Origin of the sequence: Pseudomonas sp. X4, assembly GCF_040784925.1 — a bacterium.
Classification (GTDB): Bacteria; Pseudomonadota; Gammaproteobacteria; order Pseudomonadales; family Pseudomonadaceae; genus Aquipseudomonas; species Aquipseudomonas putida_Z.
Genome location: NZ_CP160798.1, coordinates 1,044,701 through 1,063,811, shown reverse-complemented (window position 1 = coordinate 1,063,811; position 19,111 = coordinate 1,044,701). Strand labels below are relative to the sequence as shown.

Here is a 19,111-nt window from a genome sequence, read left to right as displayed (position 1 = left end):
AGGGCGCGGCAGATGCGACCATGCACCTGTCGGCAGCTTTTCCAATGCCGAATCGACCCGTCCACCAATCGTGAGCACATGCTATGTCGAGCACACTTCCGCGGCGCACGTACCTGTATTTCACCGCGCAATCGATCAACCTGACGACTGCGGTCATGTCCGTGACCATGGCGGCCATTGTCGGGGCGGCGCTGGCGCCTGCCGCCACGTGGTCCACCGTGCCCTATGGTTTCCAGTTCCTCTGCCTGATGCTGGCCACCTATCCAGTCTCCAGGCTGATGAGCCGTATTGGCCGCAAGCGCGCCTTCATGCTGGGCTCGATCCCTTTGGCGGTGTCTGGCATCAGTGGTTACCTGGCGGTGCAGTACCAGCACTTCCCGATGCTGGTGATCAGCCATTCGGCATTGGGCATCTACATTGCGTTTGCCAACTTCAACCGCTTCGCGGCCACCGACAATCTGGCCCAGAACCTGAAGCCCAAGGCGCTTTCCCTGGTCGTGGCCGGTGGGGTGATCGCCGCCGTGGTCGGGCCGGCGCTCACCGAGTGGCTGAGGGACGTTGGTGCGTATCCGCTGTTTTCGCTGTGCTACGCCGCTTTTGTCGGCCTGGCGGTGATGTCGTTGCTGACAGCGGCCTGCCTGCCCGGCGATACCGGCACCGCCAGTAACGACCGTGCAGCGAAACCGGCTGGCACCACCGCCGAGCCGCTGAGCCCGGTGGTTGCCGTGGCCATGGCAGTGGCCGCGCTGGGCTACGGGATCATGAATTTGCTGATGATCCAGGCGTCCATGCACATGAAACACATGCATGAGGACTTTTCCGACGTTCGCCTGGCGATTCAATGGCATGTGATTGCCATGTTTGCGCCGTCGTTCTTCACCGGCGCCATCATCCACAAGCTCGGCATCAGGGCCACCATCTGTCTCGGCCTGGGCCTGCTGATCGGTTGCACGGCCATGAACATGTGGTCGCACAGCTACGCGATGATGACCTTGTCACTGATAGCCCTGGGCCTGGGTTGGAACCTGACCTACGTGGGCGGTGGGGCGCTGTTGGCGCAGACGCTGCAAAACAGCCCGGCAGCGATGCAGATGCAGGGGAAGAACGATCTGGCCATTGCTGTGTTCGCGACCATTGGCGCATTCAGCCCGTCGCTGTTGCTGGGCACGGTCGGTTGGGATGGCACCAATGCCATCTGCATGGCCCTGTGCATCGTGCTGCTCATGGCCACCGCAGGGGTGCTGCAGCGCAAGGTTTCAGGGCCTGCCAGGGCCAGCTAGGCCCCGGCTACCCACTGCGCGGCCCGCGGCAGGGACGCGCAAGTGCTGTTCAGGTCAGGCGCCGTGGCACTTCTTGAACTTTTTCTGGCTACCGCACGGGCACGGGTCGTTACGGCCAACGTCCTTCAGGGCGTTGCGTACCGGCTCCTGGTGACCGTGGTTGCAGTGCGGGCCGTGTACATGGCCATGATCGTGGTGGTGATCATGATCGTGGTTGCAGTCAGGGCCATGAACGTGGGGTTGCTGGGACATTGCAGGGTTACTCCGGTTTGTAATCACCGGGGATTATCTCACCACTGCGCGACAAGTGCAGGTCCCGATGGATGAGCAACCCGGTCGCCAGCTCGCCCTGCAGGCTGTAGTGCAGCGGTTGTTCGCTTTTCAGCAGCTTGGCCAGTGGTTTCAGGTGCTGCCACAGGTTGGTCCGCGCGGTGATCTTGAAAGTACGCCGGGCATGCCCGCCGACACTGCGCCACACGCTGGTTTCATCCTGCACCAGCAACAGGTCATTGAGGCGTATGGCATACGACAGGTTGCGGATGAACAGGCGGCTGTCATTGGGGTTGTCGATTCGCAGATGCAGCACGAACTCCTGCTCCAGCAACCTGGCCTTGACCGTCTCCACCTCGACCAGGTGCACCTCGGGTTCGCGCCAGTCGTCACTGCCCCAGCTGGCGCAGCCCGCCAGCAGTGCCAGGCATGCCATCAGGGTGGCGAGCAGCAGCGGGCGGGTGCGGGCGATCATGTTCAGCTACCCACGTAACTGGCGCAGCATTTCTTGAACTTCTGGCCGCTGGCGCAGGGGCAGGGGTCGTTGCGCCCGGCCTTGAGCCCGACCGTGGGGTCGATGAAGTACCAGCGCCCGGCATGCTGGACGAATGCCGAGCGCTCGCGGTGCTGATGGTCACCCTCTTGGTCATGCCAGCGTGCAGTGAAGGTGACAAAACCGTGCTCCGGCTGGCCGCCCAGCACCTCTGCGCTTTCCACCTCCAGGCCCAGCCAGGTGCTCTGGGCGCTCCAGGCGGCCATGGCGGCACGGTCCAGGCCGGCTTGCTGGGCGGGCAGGGTGGTGGCCACCAGATAGTCGACCAGGCCCAGCACGTAGGCGCTGTAGCGTGAGCGCATCAGCGCCTGGGCATCCGGTGCCGGGGTGCCGGCATGGTAATGCCCGCAGCAGGCGTCGAGCAGGTTGCCACTGCCACAAGGGCAGACCGAGACACTCATCATCACCACCAGTACTTGCCGAAGTTTTCAGGGTTGGCCCAGAACTTGGCATTCAGCCAGTCCGGTACCTGCTTGTAGTCATGTAGATCATAGGTGAACAGGCTCAATACCTGCTGGTCACGGCGGAATTTCTCGCTGGCCGACAGGGCCAGGGCAAAGAAATCGGTGTCTTGCCAGCCACAGGCGGCCAGGTCGGCCAGCACCGCGACCCGGCTGGCATTGAGGTTGCGAATGCCGCCGAGCAATTCCAGGCCGGTGCGTTTGGGCAGGTGCTCCAGGCAGTCCACCAGTACCGCCAGGTCAAAGCGCTGGGCTGCCAGGTCGGCCGGCAACGGGCCTGGGGCGGCCGTGGCGATGGTTACCTGTGGGTGCGCCTGGGCGAAGGCGTCCAGCGCCGGGAAGCGCGTGCCCACCAGCAGCAGGCGTTGCGGGGTGAAGCGCTCGAGCAGGGCCGCCAGGGCCTGCTGCGGGGTGCGCTGGGAAAAACCGTCGGTCATTGGCAATCCTCGTTGAAGTCGTCCAAGACTAGCGGGCCGCAGCGTGCGGGCAAAGAGGCATGTGACTGTGTCGTGGCTTATTGGTGGCAGGGATCAGATGCTCGGTCTTTACTCCCTGAAATCGGCCTTATGCCGATTCCCCCTAGGAGAAGCAATGAAATGAGCATAGTACGCACAGCGATACCCCTGGTTCTGCTCACCAGTGTGTTGACTGGTTGTGCAGGTTTGCAAAAGACCGACTGGCCGAAATGTGCCGCCGTCGGGGGTGTAAGCGGCGCTGCCCTGGGCGCCATCGAGAGCTCCAGCTGGGCTGGTTGGGGCGCGTTGCTGGGCGGTGGCCTGGCGGCGGGTTATTGCTGGGCCCATGGCGATGGCGACGAGGATGGCGACGGCGTGCCGGACAGCCGTGACAAGTGCCCAGGCACCCCGCGCGGTGTGCAGGTCGATGCCAACGGCTGCCCGCCAGAGCCGGCCGCGGTGGTCGAGGAAGTGGTGGTGCAGAAGGAAGAAGTCATCGTCATCCGCGATGTGCACTTCGAGTTCGACTCTGCGCGCCTGACCGCCAGCGACAAGGAGCGCCTCAACACCATTGCCACGCGCCTGAAACAGGAAGCGCCGTCCGCCCGCCTGAGCGTCAGCGGCCATACCGACAGCGTCGGCTCCGACAGCTACAACCAGAAACTGTCCGAGCGCCGAGCCCACTCTGTGACCGATTACCTGGTCGAGAGCGGTGTGCCGCGCAGCAGCTTCGTGTCGGTGGTCGGTGCTGGTGAAACCCAGCCGGTGGCAGACAACGCCACGGCCGATGGGCGCGCCATGAACCGCCGTACCGAGATCAAGATCCAGCGGTAGAGCGGCGTGCGCCCGTGCCTTGAGCAGTGGCACGGGCGCGCCTTCACGGCGGTCAACCGTCCGTGGCCAATGACACAGGAGCATTCAGCATGAGTGTGACGTCGAAGGCGGCGCTGCCGCTGTTGGTGGCTGCCAGCCTGCTCGCGGGCTGCGCCACCCACAGCGATGGCGGCGCGCCGCTCAACCAGAGAACCTGGCCCATCTGCAGCCTGCTCGGCGGCCTGGTCGGTGGTGGCCTGGGCGCCATCGAAAGTTCGAGCTGGGCGGCTGGCGGCGGTGCCCTTGGCGCCATTGCCGGGGGCCTGATCTGTTACGCCCAGGATGGCGACGAAGATGGCGACGGTATTTTCGACCGCCGCGATCTTTGCCCCGATACCCCCGCCAACACTGCGGTCGACCACATGGGTTGCCCGTTGAAGGTGTACCCCGCATCGCCGCCTGCCACTGAACCTGAACCCTCGCCAGAGGTGATCATCCTGGATGACAACGGCGCGGTGATGTTCGCCTTCGATTCCGCCGAGCTGACCCCGGCGGCCCAGCAGCGCCTGCAAGGCCTGGTGGCGAAGCTCGATTCACCGACGGTGGCGAAAGTAAGCGTGATCGGGCATACCGACAACGTAGGCTCCGACAGCTACAACCAGGCACTTTCCGAACGCCGCGCCAGCAGCGTGGCCGTTTACCTGATCAGCCAGGGGCTGGAGGCGGGCAAGGTCACCAGCCAGGGGCGCGGCGAGAGTGAACCGCTCACCGACAACGAAAGCGAGGAGGGCCGCGCCCGCAACCGACGGGTGGAGCTGCACCTCAACTGAGTGGTGCTGGCGCCTGTCCTGACATTGCAGTTAATGTTGGTCGCACGGCCCGCTCGAACGGGCCGTCTCGACATAACAACAATCCATGGGGGCGGGATATGAAATTCATCCTGGGCTTGGGCAAGGTCCTGACAGTCGCTTTCTGGGGTGTGGTGTTGTTCAATCAGTTGATGCCACAACCCTTGCCGTTCAACCTGCTGATCAACGCCGCCGGCATCACCTTGCTGGGCCTGCACCTGCTCGAAGTGCTGTTCTTCAATGGCAGCCTGCGCGGGCGCAGCCACCGCTGGTTCGATCGTCTGCAGATCCTGTTGACGGGTATCTTCCATGTCATGTCCATCCCCCGTGTGCAGGAGGCGCCGCGAAATGCGTAATCTGATGTTGCTGGCCATGTTGGCCGTTCCCCTGGCCCAGGCCGAAAGCCTGGAGGTCGCCGCCAATTCCATGCTGCGCTTGCCCGACAAGTCGGCAAGCGTGCACCTGGCACAGTTGCGTGTCGCCGATGCCGCAACCCTGCTGCTGCCTGCCACGCTCGCTGAGTTGAAGGTCGACCAACTGGAGTTGGGGCGCGATGCGCGTATCGCCATTGCACCGTCCGATAGCCCGTTGCTGATCGAGGCGCGCAGCGCGCGGCTGGGTGAGGGTAGCGAATTCAGTGCGCCGGGAGCGGCGGGTACTTACCAGCGGGGAGCCCGGTCGGGTCGCAGCCTGGACCTGAAACTGGCTGAAGTGGATGCCGAGCGCCTGGCCATCGATGCCCGTGGCGGTGCCGGTGCGCCGGGGTACGTGGGGCTCGATGGCGCCAACGGCCAGGCCGGTGGCTGCACCTGGGGCCAGGCCAGCCGCGGTGCCAATGGCGATGACGGCGGCAACGGGCACGATGGTGCGCCGGGTGGGCGCATCCGCTTGAGCGTGCCGCAGGGCTTCCCGCAAGAACGCATCGTGGTGCGCCTGGACGGCGGCGCACCGGGCAAGGCCGGGGCTGCAGGCAAGGCCGGCAAGGGCGGGGCTAGCAAGGGTTGCCTGGTGTACCGCACAGACGCCGGCGCCAATGGCCGGCCGGGGCAGCCGGGCCAGCCTGGGTTGGCCGGGGCTGCAGGTGAGCTGATTCTGCAGCGCTTGTGAAAACCTGTACAGGCCCTATCGCCGGCAAGCCAGCTCCCACTGCGACCGCATCGGCTGCAAGGCATGTGCAGTACCTGTGGGAGCTGGCTTGCCGGCGATAGGGCCGGTGCAGGCAATATCAGAGCATCAGCCGCGAACTGGCCACGGCTACCACCGCCAGGCCCAGCAGCAGGTTGATCCCCACCATCCGCCGAATCCGCCCCAGCACTGCCGCACCTGCCGGCCAGTCTTCGGCCTGCACCGCCGCCCTCAGCTCCGGCAGCAGCAACGCCTGGATGCGCATGAACAGGGCAAACATGGCGATGCCTCCACCGATCATCACCTGCACATACTTCGGTGCAGTCTCGAAGCCGCTGAAGCGCATGTGCAACATGCCGATACCACTTATCGCCAAAATCGCCACGGCCAGCCAGACCCAACCGAAGAAGCGTCGGAAAACTTCCACCCACAAGCGCAGCCGGGCAGGCCCCTCAAGGGCTGCAACCGTTGCCGGGCGCAGCACCAGCCAGGCGAAGAACATGCCGCCGACCCACACCAGGGCGGCCAGGACATGCAGTGTGTAGGGCAGGGCAAAGGCAAGCATCCGGATCTCCATGCGGCATAAAGGGCAATAGCGGGGTATGATAGCCGCCCCATGCGAAACACTGAAAATATATCCAGCCCTCCGGGCGCCTGCAGACCATGATCAGCAACGAACTCAAAGCCACCATCCAGGGCGCCTATACGCGTTTTCTCGAAGCCAAGAGCCTCAAGCCGCGCTATGGCCAGCGCCTGATGATCGCCGAAGTGGCCAAGGTGCTCGGCGACATCGCCTGCGACGAAGAAGGCCGCCGTGCCGGCGAGCCTGCCGTGGTGGCAGTGGAGGCGGGCACCGGTACCGGCAAGACGGTGGCCTACAGCCTGGCTGCCATTCCGGCCGCCAAGGCCGCCGGCAAGCGCCTGGTGATCGCCACCGCCACCGTGGCGCTGCAGGAGCAGATCGTCTTCAAGGACCTGCCCGACCTCATGCGCAGCAGCGGGCTGAACTTCAGCTTCGCCCTGGCCAAGGGCCGTGGCCGCTATCTGTGCCTGTCCAAGCTCGACATCCTGCTGCAGGAGGGCCACGCCCAATCGGCCACCGCCCAGCTGTTCGAGGAAGAAGGCTTCCACATCGAAGTCGACGAGCGCAGCCAGAAGCTGTTCAACAGCATGATCGAGAAGCTTGCCGGCAACCGCTGGGACGGTGACCGCGACAGCTGGCCCGAAGCCCTGGAAGACCAGGACTGGGCGCGCCTGACCACCGACCACAGCCAGTGCACCGGCCGTCATTGCCCGAACTTCCAGCAGTGCGTGTTCTACAAGGCCCGCGAAGGCATGGGCAAGGTCGACGTGATCGTCACCAACCACGACATGGTGCTGGCCGACCTGGCCCTGGGCGGCGGCGCGGTATTGCCCGACCCGCGCGACACCATGTACGTATTCGACGAAGGCCACCACCTGCCGGACAAGGCCATCGGCCATTTCGCCCACTATTCGCGCCTGCGCTCCACTGCCGACTGGCTGGAACAGACCGCCAAGAACCTGACCAAGCTGCTGGCCCAGCACCCGCTGCCCGGTGACCTGGGCAAGTACATCGAACAGGTGCCGGAGCTTGCGCGGGAAGTGCGCACCCAGCAGCAGTTCATGTTCACCCTGTGCGAGCAGGTTGCCGACTTCCGCCCCAGCGAGGACAACGAAGGCCGTGAGCGCCCGCGCTACCGCTTCGAAGGCGGCGTGGTGCCGGAGCAGATTCGCGAAGTGGGCATCGAGCTGAAAAAGGGCTTTGCCCGCCTCAACGACCTGTTTACCCGCCTGGCCGACCTGCTCAAGGAGGGCATGGACGGTGAGGTCAACATCGGCATCGCCAGCCACCAGGCCGAGGAGTGGTACCCGCTGTTCGGTAGCCTGGTCACCCGTGCTCAGGGCAACTGGGAGCTGTGGACGGCCTTTACCGCCGAAGACCCGGAAGACAGCCCGCCCATGGCCCGCTGGCTGACCCTGGCCGAGAGCGGTGCGCTGTTCGATATCGAAGTCAACGCCAGCCCCATCCTGGCCGCCGAAATGCTTCGCCGCAGCCTGTGGAGCGTGGCCCATGGCGCGCTGGTGACCTCGGCGACGCTGACTGCGCTGGGCAAGTTCGACCGCTTCCGCATGCGCTCGGGGTTGCCGCGTGACGCGGTCACCTGCGTGGTGCCCAGCCCGTTCGTGCATGGCGATGCCGGCCTGCTTCGGGTCCCCGACCTCAAGGCCGACCCGCGGGATGCGGCGGCGCATACCGCAGCGATCATCCGCGAACTGCCGAACATCGTCGAAGATGCCCGCGGCGCGCTGGTGCTGTTCTCCTCGCGCAAGCAGATGCAGGACGTGTTCGATGGCCTGGACCGTGACTGGCGCAAGCTGGTGCTGATCCAGGGCAACCTGTCCAAGCAGGAAACCCTTAACAAGCACAAGGCGCGGGTCGACGATGGCCAGCACAGCGTGCTGTTCGGTCTGGCCAGCTTTGCCGAGGGTGTCGACCTGCCGGGTGCCTACTGCGAGCACGTGGTGATCGCCAAGATTCCCTTTGCCGTGCCCGACGACCCGGTCGAAGCGGCGTTGGCCGAGTGGATCGAAGCTCGCGGCGGCAACCCGTTCATGGAAATTGCCGTGCCCGACGCCTCGCTGCGGCTGATCCAGGCCTGCGGCCGCCTGCTGCGAACCGAACAGGATCGCGGTGTCATCACCTTGCTTGACCGGCGCCTGGTCACCCAGCGCTACGGCAAGGCTATTCTCAATGCGCTGCCGCCGTTCCGGCGGGAGATTTCCTGACCGCCGGAGCACACTTGCTCCGGCGCGTTGTCCATTACTCAGTCGTGGGCCATGAGGGCCCTGAAGGAGAGCCCCAGCCTTATGGTCCGCCGTACCCTGCCCGCCGTTTTCGCCCTGTTGTTCAGCTCGCCCTTGCTGGCTGGGCAGCAGACGCTGTTCAGCTTCGTGCGCCCGGCCTCGGTGGTCAACGTGGCGACCGAGGATGCCGGCATGCCGCAGTACAACGCGGAGCAGACGGCCGAAGGCGAAGTGTTGCGGCGCGTGGTGTTCAACCCGGCCCAGCGGCCGACCCTGCGGCTGAGCCCGCAAAGCGGTGTGTGGGATTGGTCCGGCGGTCAGTTCCTGACCTTGCGCCTGCAAAGCGCGATGGATTGGGCGCTGACCGTGGACGTCATGGTGCAGGGCAGTGATGGCCGCACGTTGACCAGCCGCATCGACCTTCCGGCCGGTCCTGCGCAAACCGTGATGGTACCGCTGACGGCCAGCTCGCCGCTGAGCCAGGGCATGCGCGCCGGCCCGCCCATGCCCTGGAACCATGGCGGCCAGCGCCTGCTGCTGACCAGCAGCGCCGGCGCGGTCGACCTCAAGCAGGTGGCGTCGGTCAGCCTGAGTATCCCCAACCCCAAGGTGGCGCAGAACCTGCTGATCGAGCGGGTCGGCATCCAGGATGACGACCAGGCCTACAAGGCGGCCTACCATGAACTGATCGATGCCTATGGCCAGTCCACCCGCGGCCATTGGCCTGAAAAGGTTGCCAATGACGAGCAGCTCAAGGCGGCCGATGCACGCGAGCAGCAACAGCTCAAAGGCTGGCTGGCAGAGCGTGGCAAGCAGCAGCTGGATGCATACGGTGGCCTGCTGGCCGGGCCGGCGTTCGAGGCCAAAGGCTTCTTCCGCACCGAAAAGCGTGACGGCCGCTGGTACCTGGTAACGCCCGAGGGGCATCCATTCTATTCCCTGGGGGTGAATGCCGTGGCCGCGGATGGCGGGCGTACCTACGTCGCCGGGCGTGAAGGGATGTTCAAGGCGTTGCCGGGCGAGGGTGATGCACTGGCCGCATTCTATGGCGACGGCAACAACGACGACGGCAACCCCTCGTCGCAAGGGCGCAACTTCAAACAGGGGCGCTGGTTCGATTTCTATGCCGCCAACCTGCAGCGCACCTATGGCAAACCCTGCCCGCCCGCGGTAGAAGGGCAGCCGGCCAACTGCCCACCATTGGCGCTGGATGCCGCCCGCTGGCAGGCGCATGCGCTCGACCGCCTGCAGGCCTGGGGTTTCAACACGGTCGGCAACTGGAGCGAGCCGGCCCTGGGCCAAGCCAGGCGCATGCCGTACACCTTGCCGCTATCGATCGTGGGGGATTACGCCAGCATCAGCACCGGCATGGACTGGTGGGGCCGCATGCCCGACCCGTTCGACCCGCGTTTTGCCATGGCTACCGAGCGCGCCGTGGCCATTGCCGCCCGCGATCACCGTGACGACCCCTGGCTGATCGGTTATTTCGCCGACAACGAACTGGCCTGGGCCGCCCCCGGTAGCGACCCGACGGCGCGTTACGGCCTGGCCTACGGTACCTTGCGCCTGACCACCGATGTACCGGCCAAGCGCGCCTTCCTCAAGCAGTTGCGTGACAAGTACCGCAACCAGGAAGGGCTGTCCAAGGCCTGGGGCATCGAGCTGACCGCTTGGGAACTGATGGAGGACCCGGGCTTCGAGGCACCGTTGCCCGACCCGGAGCACCCGGAAATCGAGCGTGACTACCAGCACTTCCAGCAGGTGTTCGCCGAAACCTACTTCAGGACCATTGCCGACTCGTTGAAGTGGCATGCGCCCAATCACCTGCTGCTGGGGGGCCGCTATGCCGTCAGCACGCCGGAGGCGGTCAAGGCCTGCGCGGAGTTCTGCGATGTGCTCAGCTTCAACTTCTATACCCTCAAGCCGCAGGATGGCTACGACTTCGCCCGCCTGGCCGAGCTGGACAAGCCGGTGTTGGTGTCCGAGTTCCAGTTCGGCTCGCGCGATCGCGGGCCGTTCTGGCCGGGGCCGCTGGAAGTGGCGCGGGAAGAAGACCGTGGCCCGGCCTACGGCAACTTCCTCAAGGCGGCCCTGGCGCAGCCGATGATCGTTGGCGCGCACTGGTTCCAGTACCTCGACCAGCCGGCCAGCGGCCGCCTGCTCGATGGCGAGAACGGCCACCTCGGGTTGGTGGCGATCACCGATATGCCATACCCGGGGTTTGTCGATACCGTGCGCAAGAGCAACTTGCAGGCAATGAGCCAGCTGCGCGCCCAACTGGAAAAACCGGCGCCCTAGCCCAGGACGACGCGGTCTTTTTGTGGGAGCGGCCTTGCGTCGCGAAAGGACTGCGGAGCAGTCCCCTGAATTCAGCGGCGCTGCATAAATTGCCGGGGCTGCTGCGCAGCCCATCGCGACACAAGGCCGCTCCCACAGTGACCACCCAGCCCAAGCCAGTTTGCAAAACGCCAAACTACTGAAACAATGCACACCATTTTCGGAATTGGTCGTACGGAGAACAGCGGGTGCAGATCCAGGGTCACTATGAGCTGAAGTTCGAAGCAGTGCGCGAAGCCTTCGCCGCGCTGTTCGATGATCCCCAGGAGCGTGGCGCCGCGCTGTGCATCCAGGTTGGTGGCGAAACCGTGGTCGACCTGTGGGCCGGCAGTGCCGACAAGGACGGCCAGCAGGCCTGGCACAGCGATACCATCGCCAACCTGTTCTCCTGCACCAAGACCTTCACCGCTGTCACCGCCCTGCAACTGGTCGGCGAGGGCAAGCTGGCCCTCGATGCGCCGGTGGCCAACTACTGGCCCGAGTTCGCCCAGGCAGGCAAACAGGCGATCACCCTGCGCCAGCTGCTCAGCCACCGTGCCGGCTTGCCGGCCATCCGTGAGCTGCTGCCGGCCGAGGCACTGTATGACTGGCAGGCCATGGTCGATGCGCTGGCTGCCGAAACGCCCTGGTGGACACCCGGCACCGAGCACGGCTATGCCGCCATTACCTACGGCTGGCTGATCGGCGAGCTGATCCGCCGTGCCGACGGCCGTGGCCCCGGCGACTCGATCGTGGCCCGTACCGCTCGGCCGTTGGGGCTGGATTTTCATGTCGGCCTGGCGGACGATGAGTTTTATCGCGTGGCGCACATCGCCCGTGGCAAGGGCAACGCCGGGGACGCTGCGGCGCAGCGCCTGCTGCAGGTGACCATGCGCGAGCCCGAGGCCCTGTCGACCCGTGCCTTCACCAACCCGCCGGCGATCCTGACCAGTACCAACAAGCCGGAGTGGCGGCGCATGCAGCAGCCAGCGGCCAATGGCCATGGCAATGCGCGCAGCCTGGCGGGCTTCTATGCAGGGTTGCTGGACGGCAGCCTGCTCGAATCCGAACTGCTCGACGAACTGACCCGTGAGCACAGCCTCGGCCAGGATCGCACCCTGCTCACCCAGACCCGTTTTGGCCTGGGCTGCATGCTCGACCAGCCCGACGTGGCCAATGCCACGTTCGGCCTCGGGGCCCGCGCCTTCGGCCACCCAGGTGCCGGTGGCTCGGTCGGTTTCGCTGACCCGGAACATGATGTGGCCTTCGGTTTCGTGGTCAATACCCTCGGCCCTTATGTGCTCATGGACCCGCGAGCCCAGAAACTGGTACGCGTCCTTGCCAGTTGCCTTTGATCGGGTAATGCGGGTGTTGGCCCACCCCTTTGACTATCCTCAATGCCAACGCCTGAAAGGCGTAGGCAAAATTTCTTTCTATTTCATGGTGTATCGCTGATGTCTTCACACAAAACCTTAGCACTCGCCCTGTGCCTGACCGCCGTTACCGGCTGCGCCAGTCACCCCCAGGACGGCTCGAAGGACAGCGCCTCGAGCTGGTGGCCCTTCGGTTCGGACAAGGTTGCCGAGCAGGAAGTGAAGCAAGCCGTCACGGAAAACGTGGCCAAGGCCGACGCCAAGTCCGACAACGCCAGCCGTTGGTGGTGGCCGTTCGGCGGTGAAGAGAAGCAGGCAAAGGGGCCGGTGGTACCGAAGATCGACCAGAAGGCCACCCAGGCCTGGCTGGACGAGTACGAGCCCAAGCTGCGTGAGGCGATCAAGGGCAGCAAGCTGGAACTGGAGCGCCGTGACAACGTGCTGGCCGTAACCATCCCGGTGGACAGCTCGTACAACCCTGACCGTCCGAACATGCTGCTGCCGATGACCCTGGGCCCGATCACTCGTGTGGCCAAGACTGTCGAGGGCGATGCCAAGACCGCCGTGCTGGTGCTCGGCCATGCCGACAGCAGCGGTGTCGCTGCCGCCAACCAGAAGCTCAGCCTGGAGCGCGCCGCTTCGGTGTCGGCCATTTTCCGCCTCAGCGGCCTGCAGCGTGATCGCCTGAACCTCAAGGGTATGGGCTCGGAAATGCCGCGCGCCGCCAACGACAGCGCCGAGGGCCGTGCCCTGAACCGCCGTGTGGAAATGCTGCTGACCCCGCAGAACACCATGGTCGCCCTGCTGGCCAAGTACCAGCAAGCCGCCCCGGCGCGGGCCCCGATGGTGGCGGTGCAGGACGTCAAGGCGCCTGCCGCCAAGCCTGCCGACAGCAAGCCGGCCACCAAGGCTGCGGCGAAGAAGCCTGTAACCAAAGCCAAGGCCAAGGCGCCAGCCAAGACCACGGCCAAGAAAAAAGCCGCGCCGGCCAAGCCCGTCGCCAAGAAAGCTACCACTGACAAGAAAGTAGCTGCCAATAGCCCTGCGAAGACCAACTGATCGTCAAGGAACGCAGCAATGACCCAATCCCTGGCCGATATGCGCCGCGACTACACCCGTGATGGCCTGGCCGAAGCCCAGGCCCCGGGGGAGCCGTTCGCCCTGTTCCACCAGTGGTTCGCCGATGCGGTGAAAACCGAGCAGGTACCGGTGGAAGCCAACGCCATGACCTTGGCCACTGTCGATGGTGAAGGCCGCCCTCACTGCCGTATCTTGCTGCTGAAGGGGCTCGATGAGCGTGGTTTCACCTTCTTCACCAACTACGATAGTGCCAAGGGCCAGCAACTGCTGGTCAACCCTTTCGCCGCCATGACCTTCTTCTGGCCGGCACTGGAGCGCCAGGTGCGCATCGAAGGGCGGGTGGAAAAGGTCACGCCCCAGGAGTCGGACGCCTACTACCAGGTGCGCCCGTTGGGCAGCCGCCTGGGGGCCTGGGCTTCGCCGCAGAGCCAGGTGATTGCCGGCCGTGAGGAGCTGGAGGGGCTGGTCAAGGCCACCGAGGCGCGCTTCTCCGACACCCAGCCGCATTGCCCGGAACATTGGGGTGGGTATCGATTGCTGCCTGAGCGTATCGAGTTCTGGCAGGGGCGGGCCAGCCGCCTGCATGACCGACTGAACTACCGGCTGGTGGATGGGCAGTGGCTGCGGGAGCGGTTGGCGCCCTGAGATTCCGGGGGCTGCTGCGCAGCCCATCGCGACGCAAGGCCGCTCCCACAGGTACAGCGCAGACCCAATCTGTGGGAGCGGCCTTGTGTCGCGAAAGGGCCGCAAAGCGGCCCCAGCAATCTCCAAGGCTACCCCGGATACCCCGCAGCCTCCCGCTCCAACCACCCCGCCAACTGCTTGCGCCCCACCTTCTCCACCCGCGCCTGCTCCAGCCTTTGCAGCATATAAGCGCGTTTTCCAGGGTCCGCCCCAGCCAGCGACAACGCCAGGTCACGGTCCATCCAGCGGCGCATGCGCACATACAGCCACCAGTGGAAGTACAACCCCGCAACGGTGGTGACCACGACGATGAAGTAATCCATGGCTATCCTTGGTCTCACTTGAAAGGCCTCGACACAGCCACGCAGGCTGTCCCTTGGCTGAATGAAAACAATTTTATTACGTTTGTACCGTGACAGCCGTCAACGTGCAGCGTCTAATGAGCACCTGACTTATGGAGACTTTACCCATGCGTAAATCCGCTTTGCTGGTGGCGACCTTTACCACCATGTCGTTGTTGCTGGGTGGCTGTGCCTCGAGCCTGACCGGTGACAGCTACTCCCGTGATGAGGCCCGCCGCGTGCAAACCGTGCGCATGGGCACCATCGAGTCCCTGCGCCCGGTCAAGATCGAGGGCACCAAGACCCCGATCGGCGGTGGTGCTGGCGCCATCGTCGGTGGCGTGGCCGGCAGCGCCGTGGGTGGGGGCCGTGGCAGCATCGTCGCCGCCGTGATCGGTGCCGTTGCCGGTGGCCTGGCCGGTTCCGCCGCCGAAGAAGGCCTGACTCGTACCCAGGGTGTCGAAATCACCGTGCGTGAGGATGATGGCAGCATGCGTGCCTATGTGCAGGCCGTGCAGCAGAACGAGATCTTCCGCGTTGGCGACCGCGTGCGCATCATGACTGTCGATGGCACCAGCCGCGTCACGCACTGACCGTTGCCCAACAAGACAAAACCCCGACATGGCGCTCGCCAGTCGGGGTTTTTTCATGCTGCGGCCAGGTCAGCCGACGTTGGGCTTGCGGCTGGCCATGGCGGTTATCGCATAGCCGATCACGGCGGCGAAGAACGAGCCGGTGAGAATACCCATGCGGTCCATTCCGGCGTAATCACTGCTGCCAGGCACAAAGGCGAGCGAGCCAACGAACAGGCTCATGGTGAAGCCGATACCGCAAAGTATCGCCACACCCAGCAATTGCCCCCAGCTGGCGCCTACAGGCAGCGCGGCCAGGCGCAGCTTGACTGCGACCCAGGTCAGGCCGAAGACACCCACGGTCTTGCCCAGCAGCAGCCCGACGGCGATGCCCAGTGGCACCGGGTGGGTGAAGCTTTCTACGGTCATGCCTGCCAGCGATACGCCGGCGTTGGCGAAAGCGAACAGCGGCAGGATGGCGTAGGCGACCCAAGGATGCAGGGCGTGCTCCAGGGCGAGCAGTGGCGAGCGTTCGGCATGGCGCGTGCGCAGCGGGATGCACAGGGCCAGGGCAACCCCGGCCAGGGTGGCATGTACACCGCTCTTGAGCACGCAGACCCACAGGATCAGGCCAACGACCATGTACGGCCCAAGCTTGACCACGCCAAGCCGGTTCATGGCCACCAGCACTACCAGGCAGGCGGCGGCCAGCAGCAGCGACACGCTCGACAGGGTGCCCGAGTAGAACAGGGCAATGACGATGATCGCACCCAGATCGTCGATGATCGCCAGGGTCATCAGGAACAGTTTCAGCGACACAGGCACGCGCTTGCCCAGCAAGGCCAGTACGCCAAGGGCGAAGGCGATGTCGGTGGCGGTGGGAATCGCCCAGCCGGCCACGGCCGCCGGGTTGTCACGGTTGATGAACCAGTAGATCAGTGCCGGTATCACCATGCCGCCCACGGCGGCAGTGGCAGGCAGGATCACCTGGGAGGGCTTGGACAGGTGGCCGTCGACCACCTCGCGTTTGACCTCCAGGCCGATGAGCAGGAAGAACAGGGCCATCAGGCCGTCGTTGATCCACAGCAGCAGCGGTTTGGCGATGTGCAGCGCGCCGACCTGGACGGCGACGGGGACGTCGAGCAGGCCGTTGTACAGGTAGGACAGTGGCGAGTTGTTGATGATCAGGGCCAGGATGGCCGCAGCGATCAGCAACAGGCCGCTGGCGGCTTCGAGCTGGAAGAAGCGGGTGAACAGGCTACGCACGGGCTATAGGCTCTCCATGAGCAGTTGACGATGGAACGGGCGTACACCCTAGCCTGTGACGATATGCTTTCAAACAAAAACTATATTCGTTTTTGTTATATGTTGTTACTGGCTGGGCTGAGGGAAGCCTAGATGCAGATGGGGAAAGAGTGGGGAGGGGAAGTCTGATGTTTGTTGTGGATTTTTCTGATGTCTGCAGTGGCCCTTTCGCGGGTAAACCCGCTCCCACAGGTACATCACAGTCTTCAATACCTGTGCAGTACCTGTGGGAGCGGGTTTACCCGCGAAGAGGCCCTGGCATGTAATAAAGGCTCAGAGGCCGAGCATATCCCGCGCCACCGCCTCGGCGATACGAATGCCATCGACACCCGCCGACAGGATCCCGCCCGCATACCCAGCCCCTTCACCCGCCGGGAACAGCCCCTTCAGGTTCAGGCTCTGGAAGTCCTCACCGCGGGTAATGCGCAGCGGCGACGAGGTGCGGGTCTCGATCCCGGTCAACACTGCATCATGCAGGTTGTAGCCCTTGATCTGCCGGTCGAACGCCGGCAGTGCCTCGCGAATGGCCTCGATGGCGAAGTCCGGCAGGCTTGGCGCCAGGTCGCCCAGGGTCACGCCCGGTTTGTAGGACGGCTCGACACTGCCCAGTGCAGTCGACGGCCGGCCGGCGACGAAGTCACCCACCAGCTGCGCCGGGGCCTGGTAGTTGCTGCCGCCCATCACGTAGGCGTGGGCTTCCAGGCGCTCCTGCAGCTCGATGCCGGCCAGCGGGCCGCCCGGGTAATCGCGCTCGGGGTCGATGCCGACGACTATGCCGGAGTTGGCGTTGCGCTCGTTACGCGAGTACTGGCTCATGCCGTTGGTAACCACCCGGCCTGGCTCGCTGGTGGCGGCGACCACGGTGCCGCCCGGGCACATGCAGAAGCTGTACACCGAACGGCCGTTCTTGGCGTGGTACACCAGCTTGTAGTCGGCGGCACCAAGTTTCGGGTGACCGGCGTACTTGCCCAGGCGCGCCTTGTCGATCAGCGTTTGCGGGTGTTCGATGCGGAAGCCCACCGAGAACGGCTTGGCTTCCATGTACACGCCCTTGGCATGCAGCATGCGGAAGGTGTCGCGGGCACTGTGGCCCAGGGCCAGCACCACATGGCGCGAGTGCAGCTGTTCGCCGCTCTCCAGCACCACGCCGGTCAGCTGCCCATCCTCGATCAGCAGGTCGGTGACCTTCTGCTGGAAGCGCACTTCGGCGCCGAGGGCGATCATGTCCTGACGCATCTGCTCGACCATGCCGGTGAGGCGGAAGGTACCGATGTGCGGCTTGTTGATGTACAGGATCTCGTCCGGCGCACCGGCCTTGACGAACTCTTCCAGCACTTTGCGGCCGTGGTGCTGCGGGTCCTTGATCTGGCTGTACAGCTTGCCGTCGGAGAAGGTACCGGCGCCGCCTTCGCCGAACTGCACGTTGGACTCGGGGTTGAGCACGCTCTTGCGCCACAGGCCCCAGGTGTCCTTGGTGCGCTGGCGCACTTCCTTGCCGCGCTCGAGGATGATCGGCTTGAAGCCCATCTGTGCCAGCAACAGGCCGGCGAAGATGCCGCACGGGCCGAAGCCGACCACGATCGGGCGCTCCTGCAGATCGGCAGGGGCCTGGCCGACGAACTTGTAGGTCACGTCTGGCGCCGGGCCGATGTTGCGATCGTCGGCGAACTTGCTGAGCAGTTCGGCTTCGTTGCTGGCTTCCAGGTCGATGGTGTAGATGAACAGCAGTTCGCTGTTCTTCTTGCGCGCATCGTAGCTGCGCTTGAACAGGTTGAAGCTGAGCAGTTGCTCGTCGCGGATGCCCAGGCGCTGGACGATGGCTTCACGCAGGGCTTCGTCGGGATGATCCAGGGGCAGCTTCAGTTCGGTGATTCGTAGCATGGCAGGGTCCAGTATCCCGGCCATGGGCGGCCGGCGGCTTTACACAAACCGCCAAGTATAAGCTGTTCGCCGCCCCGACTGGCAGGATAAAAGCGCCCGGCGATCAGTTGTCGCGCGCACCGCCGTAGTAACCGCAGCCCTGCAGGGTCTTGCCGTCGATGCGCAGTTCGGCGCGCAGGTGGTGGATGGCACCGGTGGCGGTGTCTACGCAGCGTTGTGGCGCGACCCACAGCTCCACGTGCTGGCCGTTGGCTTCGCTGGTCAGGGTCAGGCCGCCGCCGGGCACTTCTTCTTCCAGGAAGGGCAGGGGCAGGGGTTCCTGGCCGACGCGGTTGAGCACCATGCCTTTGCCGCTGGCCTTGATGTCCCATTCCGGCTCGTGGCCGTTGGCGCGCAGGGTCAGCTGCTTGAAGTTGGGGTCTTCACAAGCGCGGGTGGAAGGTTCCAGGCGGTACAGGCGACGAACCTCCAGTTGGCCGTCGTTGTTGGCCTGCCTGCTGCCGGTGAGGCGGCCACGGACGTCGGCGAACAGCTTGTCATTGGCGTCCTTGGCGAGGTTGGCGGCCTCCTGCAGGATGCCGGTGGCGGCGACGTCGTTGATCACGAAAGTGCGGTTTTCGCTGCACGGCTTGAACAGCAGCTGGCCACCGGCGGCACGCAACTCGCCCTGCATGCGCGTGGTGCCGATGTTCGGGTCGCTGGGGGCGTCAGCCATGAGCTGGCAGCCGGCGAACAGGGGCAGCAGGGCGGTGAGCAGCAGGGTGGGGGTGAGGCGCATGGGGCGGGCTCCGGGGGTCTTTGCCGTGAAAGCAGGCCACGTTACTCAGGCTGGCGCTGGATCACAAGTTAATGGTTGCCTGTGCTGGCCCTATCGCCGGCACAGGCAATACATTTCTGGCAGGTAGAAAAAAGGGCCAGTAGATGGCCC

At 64.8% G+C, this 19,111-nt stretch carries 20 protein-coding genes; 11 read left to right on the top strand and 9 right to left on the bottom strand.

Annotated elements, in window-relative coordinates:
* The first annotated feature begins 83 nt into the window (after positions 1-83).
* A complete protein-coding gene (locus ABX298_RS04600) occupies positions 84-1,280 on the top strand; it encodes an MFS transporter (protein WP_367394129.1) in 1,197 nt (398 codons plus the stop codon).
* A gap of 54 nt (positions 1,281-1,334) precedes the next feature.
* Here ABX298_RS04600 and ABX298_RS04595 read toward each other — a convergent pair whose 3' ends face one another.
* The 4 genes from ABX298_RS04595 to ABX298_RS04580 are packed head-to-tail and all read right to left on the bottom strand — an operon-like array spanning position 1,335 to position 3,001.
* Positions 1,335-1,532 (bottom strand): SEC-C metal-binding domain-containing protein, encoded by a 198-nt coding sequence (locus ABX298_RS04595; RefSeq protein WP_003258907.1) that lies wholly within the window; start codon positions 1,530-1,532, stop codon positions 1,335-1,337.
* 7 nt (positions 1,533-1,539) lie between these two features.
* Positions 1,540-2,025, bottom strand: a complete 486-nt coding sequence (locus ABX298_RS04590; protein ID WP_075046129.1) for an LEA type 2 family protein — start codon at positions 2,023-2,025, stop codon at positions 1,540-1,542.
* A 2-nt stretch (positions 2,026-2,027) separates the two neighbouring features.
* Complete coding sequence (locus ABX298_RS04585) at positions 2,028-2,504, bottom strand: YchJ family protein (RefSeq protein ID WP_015271542.1); 477 nt, start codon at positions 2,502-2,504, stop codon at positions 2,028-2,030.
* A 2-nt stretch (positions 2,505-2,506) separates the two neighbouring features.
* Entirely contained in the window at positions 2,507-3,001 is a 495-nt protein-coding gene (locus ABX298_RS04580; protein WP_286100417.1) for a DUF6231 family protein, read from the bottom strand.
* 159 nt (positions 3,002-3,160) lie between these two features.
* Here ABX298_RS04580 and ABX298_RS04575 point away from each other — a divergent pair, with 159 nt between their 5' ends.
* The 4 genes from ABX298_RS04575 (at position 3,161) to ABX298_RS04560 (ending at position 5,787) form a co-directional block, all read left to right on the top strand.
* Positions 3,161-3,853 carry an OmpA family protein gene (locus tag ABX298_RS04575; RefSeq protein ID WP_025340371.1) on the top strand — a complete coding sequence of 231 codons (693 nt, stop codon included), beginning with the start codon at positions 3,161-3,163 and terminating at the stop codon, positions 3,851-3,853.
* A gap of 89 nt (positions 3,854-3,942) precedes the next feature.
* Positions 3,943-4,662, top strand: a complete 720-nt coding sequence (locus tag ABX298_RS04570; protein ID WP_075046128.1) for an OmpA family protein — start codon at positions 3,943-3,945, stop codon at positions 4,660-4,662.
* 98 nt (positions 4,663-4,760) lie between these two features.
* On the top strand, positions 4,761-5,036 hold the full coding sequence (locus ABX298_RS04565) for a DUF1145 domain-containing protein (protein ID WP_025340369.1): 276 nt from the start codon (positions 4,761-4,763) through the stop codon (positions 5,034-5,036).
* Positions 5,029-5,787, top strand: a complete 759-nt coding sequence (locus ABX298_RS04560; RefSeq protein WP_075046127.1) for a collagen-like triple helix repeat-containing protein — start codon at positions 5,029-5,031, stop codon at positions 5,785-5,787. The genes ABX298_RS04565 and ABX298_RS04560 overlap by 8 nt, the downstream gene beginning before the upstream one ends.
* A 118-nt stretch (positions 5,788-5,905) precedes the next feature.
* Here ABX298_RS04560 and ABX298_RS04555 read toward each other — a convergent pair whose 3' ends face one another.
* Positions 5,906-6,370, bottom strand: a complete 465-nt coding sequence (locus ABX298_RS04555; RefSeq protein ID WP_003258897.1) for a CopD family protein — start codon at positions 6,368-6,370, stop codon at positions 5,906-5,908.
* Positions 6,371-6,468: 98 nt separating this feature from the next.
* Between ABX298_RS04555 and dinG the strand changes: the two genes are divergently transcribed.
* From dinG to pdxH, 5 genes are all read left to right on the top strand, one after another.
* Positions 6,469-8,613 (top strand): ATP-dependent DNA helicase DinG, encoded by a 2,145-nt coding sequence (gene dinG / locus ABX298_RS04550; RefSeq protein WP_013973931.1) that lies wholly within the window; start codon positions 6,469-6,471, stop codon positions 8,611-8,613.
* A gap of 81 nt (positions 8,614-8,694) precedes the next feature.
* Entirely contained in the window at positions 8,695-10,929 is a 2,235-nt protein-coding gene (locus ABX298_RS04545; protein WP_367394128.1) for a beta-galactosidase, read from the top strand.
* A gap of 227 nt (positions 10,930-11,156) precedes the next feature.
* Positions 11,157-12,302 (top strand): EstA family serine hydrolase, encoded by a 1,146-nt coding sequence (locus tag ABX298_RS04540; protein ID WP_025340366.1) that lies wholly within the window; start codon positions 11,157-11,159, stop codon positions 12,300-12,302.
* A gap of 99 nt (positions 12,303-12,401) precedes the next feature.
* On the top strand, positions 12,402-13,379 hold the full coding sequence (locus ABX298_RS04535) for an OmpA family protein (protein WP_085614187.1): 978 nt from the start codon (positions 12,402-12,404) through the stop codon (positions 13,377-13,379).
* An 18-nt stretch (positions 13,380-13,397) separates the two neighbouring features.
* A complete protein-coding gene (pdxH, locus tag ABX298_RS04530) occupies positions 13,398-14,045 on the top strand; it encodes a pyridoxamine 5'-phosphate oxidase (RefSeq protein ID WP_025340364.1) in 648 nt (215 codons plus the stop codon).
* A 128-nt stretch (positions 14,046-14,173) separates the two neighbouring features.
* Here pdxH and ABX298_RS04525 read toward each other — a convergent pair whose 3' ends face one another.
* The gene (locus ABX298_RS04525) at positions 14,174-14,407 is read right to left on the bottom strand and encodes a hypothetical protein (protein WP_317410475.1); all 234 of its coding nucleotides are present in this window, start codon (positions 14,405-14,407) and stop codon (positions 14,174-14,176) included.
* A 146-nt stretch (positions 14,408-14,553) separates the two neighbouring features.
* On the opposite strand from ABX298_RS04525, the gene ABX298_RS04520 reads away from it, so the two are divergent.
* Positions 14,554-15,018, top strand: a complete 465-nt coding sequence (locus ABX298_RS04520) for a glycine zipper 2TM domain-containing protein (protein WP_013973925.1) — start codon at positions 14,554-14,556, stop codon at positions 15,016-15,018.
* A 69-nt stretch (positions 15,019-15,087) separates the two neighbouring features.
* Here ABX298_RS04520 and nhaA read toward each other — a convergent pair whose 3' ends face one another.
* The 3 genes from nhaA to ABX298_RS04505 form a co-directional block, all read right to left on the bottom strand.
* Entirely contained in the window at positions 15,088-16,263 is a 1,176-nt protein-coding gene (nhaA, locus tag ABX298_RS04515; protein WP_367394127.1) for a Na+/H+ antiporter NhaA, read from the bottom strand.
* Between the two features lie 312 nt (positions 16,264-16,575).
* Positions 16,576-18,183 carry an NAD(P)/FAD-dependent oxidoreductase gene (locus tag ABX298_RS04510; RefSeq protein WP_046614721.1) on the bottom strand — a complete coding sequence of 536 codons (1,608 nt, stop codon included), beginning with the start codon at positions 18,181-18,183 and terminating at the stop codon, positions 16,576-16,578.
* Between the two features lie 103 nt (positions 18,184-18,286).
* Positions 18,287-18,961, bottom strand: coding sequence for a COG3650 family protein (locus tag ABX298_RS04505; protein ID WP_025340360.1), 675 nt, complete (start codon positions 18,959-18,961; stop codon positions 18,287-18,289).
* Positions 18,962-19,111 lie beyond the last annotated feature (150 nt).